At 59.0% G+C, this 15,876-nt stretch carries 11 protein-coding genes and 1 pseudogene; 3 read left to right on the forward strand and 9 right to left on the reverse strand.

The genetic code is table 11. The features are described from left to right. Nucleotides 1-27: 27 nt before the first annotated feature. The gene (locus ACIQV9_RS00340; RefSeq protein WP_403096680.1) at nt 28-588 is read right to left on the reverse strand and encodes a YSC84-related protein; all 561 of its coding nucleotides are present in this window, start codon (nt 586-588) and stop codon (nt 28-30) included. Between the two features lie 382 nt (nt 589-970). Between ACIQV9_RS00340 and ACIQV9_RS00345 the strand changes: the two genes are divergently transcribed. Beyond that, nucleotides 971-1,801: a LysR substrate-binding domain-containing protein gene (locus tag ACIQV9_RS00345; protein ID WP_403097616.1), complete on the forward strand. Its 831-nt coding sequence runs from the start codon at nt 971-973 to the stop codon at nt 1,799-1,801. 159 nt (nt 1,802-1,960) lie between these two features. Then, on the forward strand, nt 1,961-2,290 hold the full coding sequence (locus ACIQV9_RS00350) for a DHCW motif cupin fold protein (RefSeq protein WP_010459253.1): 330 nt from the start codon (nt 1,961-1,963) through the stop codon (nt 2,288-2,290). 177 nt (nt 2,291-2,467) lie between these two features. Here ACIQV9_RS00350 and ACIQV9_RS00355 read toward each other — a convergent pair whose 3' ends face one another. The 4 genes from ACIQV9_RS00355 to ACIQV9_RS00370 form a co-directional block, all read right to left on the reverse strand. After that, the gene (locus ACIQV9_RS00355) at nt 2,468-2,830 is read right to left on the reverse strand and encodes a hypothetical protein (RefSeq protein WP_102650913.1); all 363 of its coding nucleotides are present in this window, start codon (nt 2,828-2,830) and stop codon (nt 2,468-2,470) included. 284 nt (nt 2,831-3,114) lie between these two features. Further along, complete coding sequence (locus ACIQV9_RS00360) at nt 3,115-3,252, reverse strand: hypothetical protein (RefSeq protein WP_403096685.1); 138 nt, start codon at nt 3,250-3,252, stop codon at nt 3,115-3,117. A gap of 172 nt (nt 3,253-3,424) precedes the next feature. After that, nucleotides 3,425-3,697, reverse strand: coding sequence for a hypothetical protein (locus ACIQV9_RS00365; RefSeq protein ID WP_042932149.1), 273 nt, complete (start codon nt 3,695-3,697; stop codon nt 3,425-3,427). Nucleotides 3,698-4,103: 406 nt separating this feature from the next. Then, nucleotides 4,104-4,547 (reverse strand): DUF6130 family protein, encoded by a 444-nt coding sequence (locus ACIQV9_RS00370; RefSeq protein WP_403097620.1) that lies wholly within the window; start codon nt 4,545-4,547, stop codon nt 4,104-4,106. Between the two features lie 331 nt (nt 4,548-4,878). Between ACIQV9_RS00370 and ACIQV9_RS00375 the strand changes: the two genes are divergently transcribed. Then, nucleotides 4,879-5,154 carry a hypothetical protein gene (locus ACIQV9_RS00375; RefSeq protein ID WP_403096689.1) on the forward strand — a complete coding sequence of 92 codons (276 nt, stop codon included), beginning with the start codon at nt 4,879-4,881 and terminating at the stop codon, nt 5,152-5,154. 20 nt (nt 5,155-5,174) lie between these two features. Here ACIQV9_RS00375 and ACIQV9_RS00380 read toward each other — a convergent pair. From ACIQV9_RS00380 to ACIQV9_RS00395, 4 genes and pseudogenes are all read right to left on the reverse strand, one after another. Next, a pseudogene (locus tag ACIQV9_RS00380) lies at nt 5,175-5,276 on the reverse strand (DUF6130 family protein); the annotation flags it as partial. 85 nt (nt 5,277-5,361) lie between these two features. Next, nucleotides 5,362-5,790 (reverse strand): hypothetical protein, encoded by a 429-nt coding sequence (locus tag ACIQV9_RS00385; protein ID WP_403096692.1) that lies wholly within the window; start codon nt 5,788-5,790, stop codon nt 5,362-5,364. Nucleotides 5,791-6,193: 403 nt separating this feature from the next. Further along, nucleotides 6,194-6,919, reverse strand: coding sequence for a Crp/Fnr family transcriptional regulator (locus ACIQV9_RS00390; protein ID WP_403096695.1), 726 nt, complete (start codon nt 6,917-6,919; stop codon nt 6,194-6,196). A 76-nt stretch (nt 6,920-6,995) separates the two neighbouring features. Then, on the reverse strand, nt 6,996-15,644 hold the full coding sequence (locus ACIQV9_RS00395) for a GH36-type glycosyl hydrolase domain-containing protein (protein ID WP_403096698.1): 8,649 nt from the start codon (nt 15,642-15,644) through the stop codon (nt 6,996-6,998). Nucleotides 15,645-15,876: the final 232 nt, after the last annotated feature.

Genomic DNA, 15,876 nt, shown 5'->3' on the forward strand with positions numbered 1-15,876 from the left:
TACGCAAGACGCCTTGATGGACGGGTTTCAGCGCTTGATAAGGGAGATTTTCGTTCCCTCGATGCTGACCCCGGCCATTAACCCTTGCTGGTCAAATATGAACGCGTAGGCATCGTCCTTTAGTGTCGAACTCGACAGGTTCTTCGAGATCCCTTCATCCACTACAACGACGGTGGGCCCTACGCCGATTTCCCACCCCTTGGTTTCGCGAACATAGTTCACGGCTTTGTCGGTCATGAGGAAAACCACATAGCCATACGACTGGGCGCCTGCCTGCAGCCCCCATGACCCCGTTACGGAGTTGTAATAACTCTCAACTGTCTTGCCTTTGAACAAAACGCCTTCGCCATAGCTGCCACCAAACACAAGGCCGGCCTTGATGATTTTCGGGAAAACAAGTATCGCTTTGGCGTTGTGCGACATGGTCTCGGCAAATGGATGAGTCTTGTAGAGCGTTTGCAACGCTTGCCGAGAGTCGGTATTCAGATCCTCGGCGGTTGCCGCACCGGCAGTGTTCAGGAAACTCGCCGATGCCAGTGAGACAATCGCGAGGACCATGGATAGGAAAAACCGCATTGACTGAGTCATTTTCGTACTCCGATAAGGGAGCATTGGATGTGAGCAGCAGCCAGTGCCTGCCCCGGGCAGAATCTGAGCCTACTGAATTTTATCCGGCGCACCCTAAAGTGTGTGAACACTGGCTTCGCCCTTGAATGAAGCAGCCCAAAGGCCTTAAATCATCCGCGATGCCATCACCTGCTTTGACCTCTGTAGATGAGCCGGGTTCGTAGGTAACCACCACAACTCGGCACGCGGCACTAACTCGGTAGTCTCGTTGGCTCGCTCAGCGACAAATTGTCTGCCAGGCTCCTGGCCTCCTGAGTCGCGTCCTCACGCGCGCGCAGATCAACGTCTTCCCCCAGGATGGTTTTCTCCACAATCACCGAATGCACATCCGTCACGCCGATAAATTTCAGCCAGGGTCGTCGATGAAGACGGCTTCAGCCGTGCCGCCCAGAAGCTGCACCTGACTCAGTCGGCGGTCAGTGGCCATGTGCGGCGGTTGGAAGAACAGATTGGTAAACCCCTGTTGACGCGTACCACCCGTTCCCAGCAACTGACGGCCGATGGTGAGCGCCTGGTCTCTTATGCGCGCACGATCCTCGCGCTGAACCGTGATGCCTGGTCAGACCTGACACGCACGCCGTTTCACGGACGGCTGCGGATCGGGGTCTCCGAAGATTTTGTCGAGTCCCGATTGCTGCGCACTGTTCAGGATTTCGCGGCGCAGTACCCCGGGATGGAAATCGAGGTACAGGTGAACGTTCCCGGTTCGTTGCTGGCGCTGATGAAGCAAGGGCAACTGGAGGTGGTCATCGGTTCGTTGTGCGAAACCAGCGAAGCGGGGTTGCTGCTGTGGCAGGAGCCGCTGGTGTGGGTCTGGTCGGCGCAACCCGTCACCCGGTTACCCACGCCGTTGCCGCTGGCCCTGTTCCCCGAGCCGTGCCCTTATCGCGAGGCCGCGCTGACGAGGCTGGCGCAGGCGGGGATCGCCCAACGCACGGCAATGTTGTGCAGCAGCACGGCCGGGTTGCGGGCGGCGGCCTTGGCAGGCTTCGCGATAGCGCCCATGCCACTCAGTCGGTTGGGGCCAGGATTGGCGGTTCTCGGGACTGAACAAGGGTTGCCGGAATTGCCGGATGCACAATGTCGGCTGTTCACCTCGCCTGACGCGGATCAGGCGATTGCGGCAGCGTTCACTCAGCTCATTTTGGAGTATTGCGCCACGCGCAGGGCTTGAGTGGCATCAGCGTGGCGCATCCATTCGAGTCAGTGATTGCGAGCTGGCAATCCTGCTTGAATGGGCGCCTGTATCTCATAAATGCGGGGCATCTGTGTCTATCGAGAATCCTACTGGAGCGATACGGTCCACAGATCCTCTGTCATTGATGAGCCACCTATGGATCTAACGGATGTTCCCTTTGGTACGACCGATTGGTCGACTGTCGAACCTGTCCAATATGCCGGACAGACGGGCACTGCCTATTGGCGTACCTGCCAGTTTGGTTCGACGCGTGTGCGGATGGTTGAATACAGTCCTGGCTATCTGGCTGATCACTGGTGCTGGAGAGGGCATATCCTGTTGTGCCTGGAAGGCGAGTTGCACACGGAACTGGAGGATGGTCGCCAGTTCACGCTTACGGCGGGGATGAGCTATCAGGTGGGCAACAACGCTGAGGGGCATCGATCTTTCAGCACCACGGGTGCGAAGTTGTTTATCGTGGATTGACTCTGATACTGGCCCCTGTCGATCCATTGCAAAATCAGGTGCTCATCGAAGGACGTTTGTGGCAGCGCTGTGCGGCCATTCTGCCTGTCCAGAGTTTGACTGAGTAAAATCAGAGCGTAAAAAAGCCCGGCTTGTCAGGCCGGGCTTCTTGTTGGATGCCGCAGTAAAGCCATTCATTCAGGCAGCGCGGCTTTCGATCAGACGGTCGGAACCACCTTCAGCGACGCGGTTTTCGATCAGGCGATCGGAACCACCTTCGGCAACGCGGTTTTCGATCAGACGGTCAGAACCACCTTCGGCGACGCGGTTTTCGATCAGACGATCGGAACCACCTTCAGCGACGCGATTTTCGATCAGACGGTCGGAACCACCTTCAGCGACGCGGTTTTCGATCAGACGATCCGAACCACCCTCAGCCACACGACTTTCAATCAGACGATCCGAGCCGCCTTCAGCGACAACCGGGTGAGCAGAAGAAGCGGCGAAAGCGTTAACTGCAAAAACCGAGAAAGCGATGCTGAGAAGGATTTGGCGTTTCATGATTTTGTGCTCCGGGGTGTAGTTGTTTGGTATGGAGGCGATGTTACGCCCCGGAATTTTTAAGAGAACTTCATTGAATTGATGGTGACTATCGATGGCGGCAATGGATGCAGCTCACGCCCAGGTTTGCCCGAGCCTCGCCAAATCGGCATTTTGCAGATCCTCTGCATAACGAAGGGTGTGCCGGCCCTCGGGCAAGGTTACCGTCGGTCATCGCTTCAAGAGGTGAGAAAGTCCAGAGAGTTGGGCTTGCTGCACGGCTCGGCAAACGAACCTCCCATCGCTCAATTCGACTGTTTAGGCGGGTAGTTGCCGCGCACCCCCCCGGACTTATTGCCCGTTTTGCTGGGCAGGTTGGGCACCACCGGGCGGGATCTGGGCTGAGGGTTGGAGCGGCTGCGGGGTTGAGGTTGTTTGCTCATGGTTCGCCTCCTGACTTGGCGGCATTTCGCTAAGTGCTCTCCTGATAAAGCTTAGCTGCTGGGCGGAATGGCTTGTATCGTCCGGGGAGACGTCGTGTCGTCTGATGCTTCGTTCCAGTAGAACTCTCGGACCACAAACAAAACGGGCGCCTGACAAGACGCCCGTTTTCATTTACTCCGCCGCCTGCGCCCTCAAGCGCCGGCCGATCACATCCATCAAGTCACAGCCATCGCGCAATGGGATGGCCAGCAGTTTGGAGAAGTCCGTCAACACCACCGTGTCGCAACCGAGCTCAGCGCGGAAGGCGATGTTTTCCAGCACCTGCGTGACGGTGCGGATGCGGTAGTCGGCCATGGCTTGCAGGACGTCAAGTGGAGCTTGGGTGTCGATGAGCAGGGAGGCCGGGATCAGGTCGATTCCGGTGAGGGGCATGTATCTTTCCATAGGTAAAACTCCGATCAAAGCAAAGGTTGACTGTCCCCCAATCGTCGCCAAACGAATGGGTGACAGCTGTACGCAGGTTGGCGAACCGGGATCGGAATACCGGCAGACCCGAAGGTCTCCCGCGCACAGCTGCCATAAAGACAACTTTGCGGGCATGCAGAAGCGCTTGCATTAAAGCACAGCGCTTTTGCATCCGATCGATCAGGTCGCCAAACCCGAGTCGCCATTGTGGGCGACGCAGCGGACTCTAAGCTTCATCGGAACGGTGGGCAAGGTGAGGGATTCCGAGAGTTATGTAGGAATTTCATGGTCGTCCTAGGACCTTTTCTAATCACGGCAAATCGAGCAAAGGTGGAAGCTTTATTTAAATAAGGGCATGAGCTAAATAAGTCAGCCACCCCTTAATTCACGGCTTCTTCTCCGGAACCTCAAAACTCACCACCGTACTAGTCAAAATCTTATGACTCGGATCAGCCACCTCAAGAAGCACCTTGTGAGTACCTGGCGTCAGTCCAACCAAAATAATCGGGTCTTCACTGGTGTGCGCCCATGTACCTTTCCAGTCGTCGACGGTCACGTGAAGGTGACCGAGACGAGGTGATACTTCAACAGCCGTTTTGCCAAATACCGGCATGATCCTGGCGTGCTCTGTTCGATACTGGATGATGACAACTCCGCGGGCGAGCGGCGCGGCGAGCGGCGGATAGGCAATGAGTTTTGGCCCTGTCTCAGACTCCAACGGGAGTATGGCCGGTGGCTGATGGGTGTCTGCTGCCCCTTGACCCCACGCTGCCATGCAAAAGAAGGCACCCAACGCAAGGGTGGATAGATTTCTGAGAGCGAGGGGCATGGTGTTTTTCTCCCGCGTGACCTCATTCAAGGCTAGATCAAACCGGGCAGTTGTCTATGCCAAAGCTGCCTCGCTCTGCAAAACAGCCGAGTGGGGAGGGGCAGAAGATTGGTATTGAATACGAGCCTTTTAATGACTGTGATCGGCTAAAAATAGCCAGTGAATGGAGCGACGCAAAATGAGAGCTAAGCTTCCTTCTACTGTCGGACTTATTGAGCAGATTGGGCTTTGCGGCCATAGCGTATAACCGCTTTCAGCGGTCACCACGCCGTTACTACATCCTGCCCGATCTTGAACGTTAGCCCTTCACAACAGCTTCGGAGGGGAGCCAATGAAACGTTTCGTCATGCTCATCGCGATCTCTTTGCTTACCACTGCTTGTCAGAGCACAAATGATAATGGCGTCACCCGACTAGACAATTGTGTCTGCTATAAATCGACCGAGGCACAACATTTACAAGCATCGCAAATGGCATGGAAAGACCCCGAAACGTTGCAGAAGCAATTCTCACATTGCATTTGCCGAGCCTTGGTTGACCTGAAGAAGGTCGATGATCCCAGTAAATATTTCGTACCCGGAACCGAAATAAGAACGGAACTGAAATAAAACAAGATCGGAAAAGGTGGAAGGTGGCCGAGACGTGGTGATATTTCAACAGCCACTTTGCCAAATACCGACATGATCCTGGCGTGCTCTGCTCGATACCGGATGATGACAACTCCACGGGCACCCGTTCCGTAATTCAAGGTGCGCTTTGGTGTTTCCGATCACTCACTAGAGGTGGAGTGCGAAACAGGCCAGAACCGTCCGGGCTCAACGCCCATATTCAACGTAGGGGCCCAGGTAGAAACCTTGCGTATCCCAGTTGATTCGATAAATCACTTCTTTCCCTGGCTTGATGTTGGCCGCGACCGTTTTGATAGCGGCACCCGCACATAATCCAGACTCGGCGAGCCCGGCACCGAGATTCACTTCACCGGCAGGCAAAACGAAAGATGCCTTTTGACCGGGACCTATCTTGGCTGCGCGCTGACCATCAATGTAGAACACGGCATCACATCCCGAACCGACAAACCCGTCATCACGGAAAATGGTCAGGCGCCCCGGATCTTTCGTACCCTGGCTTTTGATCGCGTACATCTCATTGGCCGGCACTGGCCGCGCTTCAGAAACCCGTATAGGTGATGTTGCGCATCCGCCCAAGGCCAGCAAGAGCGCCCCCGTTGCGAGAATCCTTCGCATAATTTTTCCCTCCTGAAAAAGGGCGAATGTATCAGAGCGTCATACTGGTTTGCTTCATAGTGCTGCTTGTCACGACCGTGCGATCGCTCAGCCAACGAACGTCACTGCTCCACGACGATGAGGTCCATGAGCGTTTCTACACCCTCTGAGCCAAGAGCTGCCGCGAGCGCATTTCTACTAAAGCGGGGGGGGCGCCGGAAAGGTGGTCTGTCGCTGCCTGCGACATCTTGGTGGCGCGGAGTTGGGGGACTTCGCATAAAGCTATACGGGTCATCGATCAATTGTGGCCCACTGTTCGCGTTGCATCCGTCCCTGGAGCGCTTACTCACCCTAGTCTTATGCGAGGTTAGCGGGAGCAATATACGCTCGCTGACAGGTTTAAGGGACAGCAGGTATTGCCGCATCACTCGTCCTGACGACGGGTGTAATGCAACAGCCGATCGGTTTCGGTCTTGACCACCAGGTAGCACTCGCAGCTGAGCCGTTCAAGGCGCGCTCTGTCCAGAACCGTGATTTGGCCCCGGCTGTACTCGATGACGCCTTGACGCTGCAGTTTTCCCGCCGCTTCCGTGACGCCTTCGCGGCGCACGCCCAGCATGTTGGCGATTAGCTCCTGGGTCATGTTTAGGCGATTGCCGTGCAGGCGATCCAGCGACAACAGCAGCCATCGACACAATTGCTGATCGATCGAATGGTGGCGATTGCACAAGGCGGTCTGTGACATCTGCGTGATCAGCGCCTGGGTGTAACGCAGCATCAGCAGGAGCAGATCGCCATGACGGTTGAACTCTTTCTTGAGTTTTTGCCCCGGCAGGCGAAATGCACCACCGGCACTTTGCACCACCGCCCGACTGGAGGTGCTTTCGCCGCCCATGAACAGCGCAATGCCGATCAAACCCTCGTTACCGACCACGGCGATTTCTGCTGACGAGCCGTTTTCCGTGACATGCAGCAGGGAAACGATGGCGTCGGTCGGGAAGTAAACGTGCCGCAAGATGTCCCCCGGTTCATACAGCACATCTCCCAGCGCCAGATTGACCTGCTCCAGGTGCGGAACAAGGCGCTGAAGGTCGACGGCCGGTAGCGCCGCCAGTAAATGATTGGGGCTTGGATCGGGGGAGGCATGCATGACAGAGCATCCGTGGCGGAACAGGGGCGTGCCCGCTCAGGGTACTCCCATGCATGCCATGGCTGGTGATCAATGTCTATTCATCGGCGGCATGCTCGAATTCCAGCGCTTGGGGCCTAGGTGACCGCGCGCGACAATCTACCCGGACCCAATGCTCCAGTCCGCCGTCATCCAGTGGCAGCGCAGCGTCATTCAATGGCTGGCCGTCGAGGGTCATCGAGGTGAAGGTCGAACTGCCCTGACGCACATCAAAGTGGTAGAGGGTTTTGCCGAAGCGGTAGTGCAAGATAAAGCCCGGCCAGTCGACGGGTATCAGTGGTTCGATCCTGAGCGTGCGGCCACTGCGTTGTACGCCCAACAACGACTCGACAATCAGCCGGTACATCCAGCCCGCAGAACCGGTGTACCAGGTCCAGCCACCTCGGCCGGCATGGGGCGCGGCGCCGTAGACATCCGCGGCCATGACATAGGGCTCAACTTTATAGGTGTCGATTTGAGCGTTGTTGGAAGGCGCGGCGGGATTGATCAGATTCAGCAGTTCCCATGCTTTGCCGGCTTCACCCAACTGCGCAAACGCCATACCCGCCCAAACGGCAGCATGCGTGTACTGACCTCCGTTCTCGCGCACGCCAGGCACGTAGCCCTTGATATAGCCGGGGTCCAGGGTGCCCTTGTCAAACGGTGGATCCAGCAGCAGCACGGCGCGGATGTCACGTTTGATCAGATGCTCATCCAATGCCTGCATGGCCTTGATCTGGCGGACGGCAGAGCCGGCCCCCGACAACACTGACCAGCTTTGAGCAATGGAATCGATACGACATTCTTCATTGCTCGCCGAGCCGAGCATTTGTCCGTCGTCGAACCAGGCGCGGCGATACCAGGCGCCGTCCCAGGCCGTTTGATCGAGGTTGCGTTGCAGTGTCACCGCGCTGTCGCTGCAGCGTTTGGCAAATGCGTGATCACCGTGCTGGCGAGCGGTCACCGCAAATTGCTCCAGCACCTGATAGCTGAAGAAGCCCAGCCAGACACTTTCACCTGCACCCAGGTGGCCGACGCGATTCATGCCGTCGTTCCAGTCCCCGGAGCCCATCAGCGGCAACCCGTGATGACCGCGGCGCAGGCTGTGTTCGATGGCACGCACGCAGTGTTGATAGAGGGACTCTCGCAGGGGCGATTCACCGGGGAGGTCATAGTAGGACTCTTCTCCAGCCGCCAGTAAGCGTCCTTCCAGGTACCCGACGGGCTCTTCCAGTACACCCACATCGGCGGTCATTTCGACATAGCGGTTGGTGGCGGCCACCAGCCACAAAAAATCGTCGGAGCAGGCGGTGCGGACCCCTCGATTCATCGGCGGGTGCCACCAGTGTTGCACGTCGCCTTCCGCATACTGATGGCCGGCGCACAGCAACAGGTGCGCGCGCACGGCTGCCGGATCTGCATGGATCATCGCCATGCTGTCCTGCAACTGATCGCGAAAACCGATGGCGCCACCTGACTGGTAGTAGCCGCTTCGGGCCTGGAAACGGCACGCGATGACCTGATACATCAACCAGCCGTTGACCATGACGTCGACCGCAGGCGCGCCCGTTTCAATACGAATCGCCCCGAGCAATGAGCGCCAGTGTTCCCGTACTTTATGCAATTCCTCGGCGGCCACCAGGCTGCCTCGATAACGCTGCACCAGCTGAGTGGCGGCGTTACTGGAAGACGCCGCCCCCAGACGCAGGATGACTTCCCGGGTATCGCCCTCGCCGAGTTCGATCGACACTTGCAGGGCGGCACAAGGGTCCAGACCGCCGCCCATGCGCCCGGACAGACCGGCGTGCTGCATCGCTGCCGGTGAGGCGAGGGTGCCACTGCGGCCAATGAATTCAGTACGGTCACCGCTGACATCGTGATCGATCGTGTCGGTGTCGAAGAACGCCACCCGCTCGGAAAACTCCACCGAGTAGGCGTTGCGGGCGAAGAAGGCCCCGCTGGCGGGATCCGATTGGGTGACCACATGCATCGCCGATTTGCTGCGCAGATCGCCCAGCACCCATTCCACATACCCTGTGACCGACAATGACCGGCGGCGTCCCGAGCGGTTGCTCAACACAAGCCGCGAGAATTTGATCGGCGCATCCAGCGCCACGTAGATCCACAGCTCGCTGTATATGCCGTCTTGTTCATGTTCGAACACGCTGTAACCGAAACCGTGACGGGTCTGGTACGGGCCTTGTCCGGGGCAGGGTTGAGGCGCTGCAGACCAGAAGTGCCCGGTCTCTTCATCACGCAGGTAAATGGCTTCGCCGCTGCGATCGGTGACCGGATCGTTGTGCCAGGGCGTCAGGCGAAATTCATGGGCATTTTCCGCCCACGTATAGGCACTGCCGGCTTCCGAGACCACCGTGCCGAGATGTGCATTGGCGATTACGTTGACCCAGGGCGCGGGTGTCGGATCGGGCGCGAGCCCGGTGATGATGTACTCACCGCCATCGGCGCTGAAGCCGCCATATTCGTTGCTCAACAGCAGGAAGGGACGGTTCGGTCGTACTGATGCCGGCCGAGCCTGAAAATGCCGGGTCGCCACAAACGGCGCGTGCACCGGTGATACTTTGCGCCGATGAATCTGTTCTGCCAGGCTGCCCAGATCTTCGTTCAGCACCAGCCTGGCAACCGAGAGGAACAGCACGCGATCCTCATTCGACATCTGCTGCGCGGGGCGCACAAAAATTCCGCCCGGGCGATCCAGCAGAGTGGCTTCACTGCCTGAGGTGATAAGGCCCAGGATTGCGTCCTGCAGTTGCTGGCGATAGCCCGCCTGATCCTCGTTCCAGATCAGCAAATCGACCACCAACCCTTTTTGTCGCCAGTAGGCGTGGGCCTGAATCAATTGCTGCACCAGGGCGATGTTGTCCAGGCTCTGGATTTGCAGCAACACGATGGGCAGGTCGCCGGAGATGGCCTGACCCCAAAGCCCCGGCTGATTGCGGCGATTGGCAATCAGCAGCGCATGGTTGGCGCGCATCGAGGCGTTCGCATAAAGCAACGACGAGGCCATCTGCTCGAACAGACGGGCGTCGGACAACGAGGCGTTGAGCTGGCGCAAAAGCACCTGGCTATGGGTCCAGGACAGGTCGAACACGCGGTCGGCGAGGTGGCGGTCGCGGTATTTGTTGATGAGGTAAAGGCAGTCATCACGGCTGTCGGCGACACCGGTGACCAGGTCGATGGTGGCCTGTTGACCGGGTTGCAGGGTAATCCTGCAGCGAATCGCGATCACCGGATCGAGCACCGGGCCTGCACTGCCTGACAAGCGCTGGCAATCGGCATCAAGGGCGGCAGGTGACACAAGGCTGCGTCCTCGGCCGATGAACCGGGCGCGATCGGTTTCGTACGAGATCGCATCGATGTCCACCCCGTGTGCCGCCAGCAAATGGCACATCCACGGCGTCGGTTCATCGCGGGCCCGGGGGCGGCGGCTACAGATAATGGCCTGAAGCGAAGGCAGTAATTCGGTCTGCACGAACAGCTTGCTGAACGCCGGGTGCATCGCGTCGTTGACCGGGGTTGTCAGCACGACTTCGGCGTAGGTGGTGATCTCCAGTGTCTTGGCCGATAACGCTCGGTTGGTGACATGCAGGCGGCGCAGTTCGATGTCGTCTTCAGGGGAGACAACAATCTCCAGGTGCGTGTCGAAATCCAGGTTGCGTGCACGGAACTCTGCACGGGAATCACAGAAGATCGCCTCGTGGCTCTCGGGTTGATGCATCGTCGGCTGATGCGCAGCCGACCAGACCGTGTTGCTCTGGACATCGCGCAGGTAGCAGAACATCCCCCAATTGTCCTGTGAGGTGTCCTCCTGCCAACGGGTGATCGCCATTTCATTACGGCGGCTGTAACCACCGCCGCCGCTGGTCAGCATGACGTGGTAGCGACCGTTGGAGAGCAACTGCACGGCCGGACGCTTGCGTCCTGGATCGGAGAACACCCGAAGCCCCGTATCCTGGCCTTGGCCAACATCGCCGAGTACCGGCGACTGTGCGGTTTGCAGGTACGGCGCGGCGGATTTCGGCACCCGCTCCTGTAGCAGCAGCAGGGCTGATCGCAGCGCCGGGTCTGCCTCGAAACGCTGTTGCATGGGTTGATCGAGCAGTCGGCTGGTCAAGGCCAGCAAGCTCATGCCCTGGTGGTGAGCCATGAACGACCGGACCACGACGAAGTGTTGGCCGCGGGGTAAGCGGGCCTCGGTGTAATCCACGGCTTCATACAGACCGAAACGTCCAGCGGAGCCTTGCAGGGCGAGGCGTTGCAGGTTTTTGCAGGCCGCATCGGCATCGACCATCAACGCCAGGGCGCTCGCGTAGGGCGCTATCACGACGTCGTTGCTCAGCCCGCGCTGGAGCCCCAGGGCCTGAACGCCGAAGGCGCGGTATTGATAATTGAAGTGCGCGTCGACGGTGGAGTAACCCGACTCCGAAACGCCCCAGGGAATGCCCAGCCTGTTGCCCTGTTCGATCTGCACCGACACGGCGGCGCGGCAAGTCTGGTCCAGCAGGCTGCCCTCGAAGTTGGGCATCACCAGCATCGGCATCAGGTATTCGAACATCGAACCCGACCAGGACAGCAACGTTGGTACGCCCGCGTTTTCACTCAGCAGCCTTCCCAGGGTGAACCAGGCGCGTTGAGGGATTTGTCCCTGAGCGATGGCCACGTAATTGGTCAGCCGCACCTCGGACGCCAGCAGGTCGTAGTAACCGGTGTCGAGCCTGCGCTCCTCGGCGTTGTAACCGATGACAAACAGGTCACGCTGGTTGTCGTAAAGCAACGAGAAATCCATCTGCGCCAGCGACGTCGCCAATAACGCCAGACGCTTCAGGGTTTCAAGGCGCTGCGCGGCGTCACTGCGGACCCGCTCGATTTCAGGGTGATGCTCGGCGGCCCAGTCGACGGGGTTCAGGTCGGCCAGTTGACGCAAGGTACGAGGCGATTCAATCGTGACCGAGGGAGCGGGGAGGCGATAACGCTGCAGTTCTTCTGTCCAGTCGATGCATTGACGGGTAAACGCTTCCCGCCAATAGAGGCTTTCCTCATCGGTGTCCGCTGGCTGGCTGGTGACCATGATGCGAGCCGAATGCAGCAGGTCCGCCAGCGCCTCAAGCGTCGCAATTGGCGAGACTGGTTCAAGGCCTTTTCTCAGTGGCAGGGCGTATTCATGCACCCCCGAGGCGCGTTGGGAATCTGCAAGGATATCCAGGGTATCGCGCAGGCCCTTGATCACGGCAGGGCCGAACATCGGGGCGTCTGCCAACTGCGCAATGCCGGTGCTCAGGGTCAACAGCAGGCCCGCCAGGTTGCCACTGTCGACGGTGGAGACGTAATGCGGACGCAGCGGCTCAAGGGTCTGCGTGTCGTACCAGTTATAGAAATGCTGCCGATAACGCTCCAGACCGTCCATGCTGTCCAGCGACGCGGCAAGCCGGGACAGCAGTCGTTCGGTGCTCAAGTAAGCGAAATCGTGAGCGGCCAGGTGGGCGAGCAGCGACATGCCCATATTGGTCGGCGAGGTGCGATGGGCAATGGCAGGCCTGGGGTCTTCCTGCACGTTGTCCGGTGGCAGCCAGTGATCCTTGGGCCCGACGTATTGATCGAAGAACGCCCAGGTCTTGCGCGCCAGCAACCGCAGGAAGCGCAAATCATCCGTCGACGGTGCGAACACCGACTGCTTGGGTGCCGAACTGAGCCACCAAGCGATCCAGGGGCCCACTAACCACGACAGCAGCAGCGGACTGGCGATGGCCAGCGTCTGCGGATCCTTCGCCAGCAAGGCCAGTGAGATCAGGGCCGACACCGGCTCGATCCACATCTGGCGATAAAGGCCGTTTAGCCGGTTTTCGGTGGTGCGCTCCACCTCGCGCGAAGGCTGCCATTGCAACAGCCGGCGTCTGCTGAAGCCGATTCGCCAGAGCGAGCGCAGGATGGCGTCGGCGCTGTAGAACATCTCGAAGGGCAGCCAGGCGAGCGTCAGACCAGCCCGGGCGAGGTCTTGTGCCAGATCATCCAGCAGCGCCCTGAGGTATTGTCCATAGGGCACATTTGCGGGGGGCTGCATCAGATCGGTCACCGCTCGCAGCAATGGTTGAATCACCATCAACCCGATGACTGTCAGGGTCCAGTTCATTGGCTGACTGCTGGCAAACCAGCCCCATGCGAACATCAGCAATAGCGCCAGCGGTTCCAGGCTGCGTCGCAGATTGTCCAGAATCTTCCAGCGTGCCATGACGCTCAGCCTGTTGCGTACCCACTTGCCGTCGGCGTTACGCGCCCAGGGCAATGTCCACGGCAGCAGTTGCCAGTCGCCGCGAACCCAGCGATGCCGTCGTTTGACATCGGCACCGTAGCGCGAGGGGTATTGCTCGTAGACTTGCACGTCGCTGAGCAGGCCGGATCGTGCATAACACCCTTCGATCAGGTCGTGGCTGAGGATCTGGTTATCCGGCAAGCAACCTTCCAGGGCGCAGGTGAACGCGTCCACGTCGTAGATGCCCTTGCCGATGAAGGAACCTTGCTGGAACAGATCCTGGTAAACGTCCGATACCGTCCGGGTGTAGGGATCGACGCCGGCATCACTGCCAAACAGCCGGGCGTAGATCGAGCGCGTGGCGCTGGTCAGGCTGATGCCCACTCGCGGTTGCAACACCGCGTAGCCGGAAATGATCTGCTCGCCGTCACTGTCGAACAACGGACGATTCAACGGGTGCATCATGGCCGCCACGCATTGGCGAGCGACATCGCGCGGCAGCAAGGTGTCGGTGTCCAGCGTGATCACGTAACGCACCCCGCGCAATGGCGTAATGTCGCCGATGATGGCGTTGAAACGTTCCTCTCCATGGCCACGCAACAGGGCGTTGAGTTCAATCAGCTTGCCGCGTTTGCGCTCGTGGCCCATCCACACGCGTTCGCTCGCGTTCCAGCGACGCGGCCGATGCAGCAGAAAGAATCGGTCGCTGAGTCCGTCCGCGTATTTTCGGTTGAGCAGGGTGATTGCATGGGCGGCCTGTGTGAGCAGCTCGGCGTCTTGCGGTTGAGACTCTTCAGGCGCATCCAGAAAATCGCTGAGCAACGCGAAATACAGGTTGCTGTCGCGGTTGGCGAGAAACCGCACTTCAAGACCTTCCACCAGTTCGTCCACATCGGCCAGGCTGGCGATCAGCGTCGGAATCACCACCAGGCTTCGCGCGCCATCGGGAATACCGTTGGCAAAATCCATTTTCGGCAGCGTCGTCGGCAACAGACTGAACGTCACCAACCAGTTGATCAGGCTGATCGCTAGTCGGCTGGTCATGATCAGGCAAGGAATCGCCATCAGCAGAAGCGCCACATCGGGCATCCCGTCGCGCTGCGCGGAGGCCAGTAAAGGCCAGGCGAAGATGAGCGTCAGAACAGCCACCGGCGCCAGATAAAACATCAGCGGCGACTGCTGCAACAACCGTTTCCAGCGCTCATGAAGCGGCACCCTGGCATTGAGTCGTCGCTCCAGCGTCGGCAGCCCTGCGCTGATCAGGTAATACCCGACATGGCGGGCCAGCAGTTCGCAGGGGACTGAAGCGGCTCCTGCTGCGGCGAGATTGATCGCGGCGCGGGCGACCTGGATTTCCGAGTGCTGGGGGCTTCTGCGGGCAAGGCGTTCTATGACATGCCGATAGCTGTCGCGGGTGCTGAAATCCATCGCCCGGTAAATTTCTGCCGGATCCTCATTGAGAATCTGCTCGACATGACTCATCGACTCGACGAACTCGCGCCAATCCGTAGCGGACAGGAGGCGCAAGCTGCCTATGCTGTTGCCAATCGACACTTGATCCGCTGCCTGTTGTTGCGCGTCGAGTTGCACCTGGCGTTCGATGCTGGAGCCTGTCTCACTCAGCGTCTGCTCCATCCAGTTCAGCGCCAGGGCCAGTGCTGCGCTCTGGCCCTGCAGGCGGCGGGTGAATTCGGCGACAAAGGCGGCGGTCATCGGCGGAGCGGAGCGGGCCATGTCGGCAACCGTCAGTACCACGCTTTTAATGTCTCGTTCTGAGGTTTCGATCAGGTGTTCGGCCCAGTCATCGGCCAGATTGCGCTCGTCGGCGTTGGCCATAACCCTGGAGGCCACACGCCGCAGGTTTTCGATCAACGCCAGACGCAGCATGATCGGTATCGCCCACAGTTCGCCCAGCGCAAGCGGCATCACGGTCTGATAGGAAAAAATGAAGCGGCTCAGGCTTTCCTCATCGACTCGACCGTCGCCGTGGGAGATGGTCTCCAGCGCGATGTCATAGACGCGAGGCAGCCCCGCCGACGGGCCGTTGATCAGGCGTGGCAACTCACGGCTATAGCCTTTGGGCAGGTGCGTTCTGGCGGTGCGAATGTTTTCATCGATCAGATAGTAATTGTCCAGCAGCCATTCCGCTGCCGGCGTCACTCGCCGGCTGGAAATTTGCGCGTTGGCCAGCGCCGTGCTGCTGCGTTTGAGCAACTCCTCGTTGTCATCGAGCCTGAGCAGCATCGAGTCTCGTGCGGACAGCGTGGTCAGGCGATGCTGCCCGGCCAAGGCGATGCCGTGACTGGCCATCTGATCGGCGCTGAAAAGCTCCGAGCGCAATATGGGCTCGTATTTGAATCGAGGTGGAGGAAACAGACGGGTTCGCCAAAAACCGGACGAACGAGAAAATACCTTCTGTAGGCGTGTCCATATGCTGTTCATAAGGTCCTGAGCCTGAAACGCATCATACAATTGCGTGCATTTTTATAGGTGCGCCAACGCATTGCGCCAGTACCGAGCAGCGCTTGGTGGACGTAGCTTCTCAACTTGAGTGTGGAGACTTGGAGGGCTGTTCGTCTGTTCGCTGGCGAACATAGCCGGCGCTCCTTGGATGCGGTCCACATTCCAGGCGGCATCGCTCGGACGCGGGGCGTGATTGATCCACTCTCTCCGC

Source organism: Pseudomonas sp. NPDC099000 (assembly GCF_044759925.1).
Classification (GTDB): domain Bacteria; phylum Pseudomonadota; class Gammaproteobacteria; order Pseudomonadales; family Pseudomonadaceae; genus Aquipseudomonas.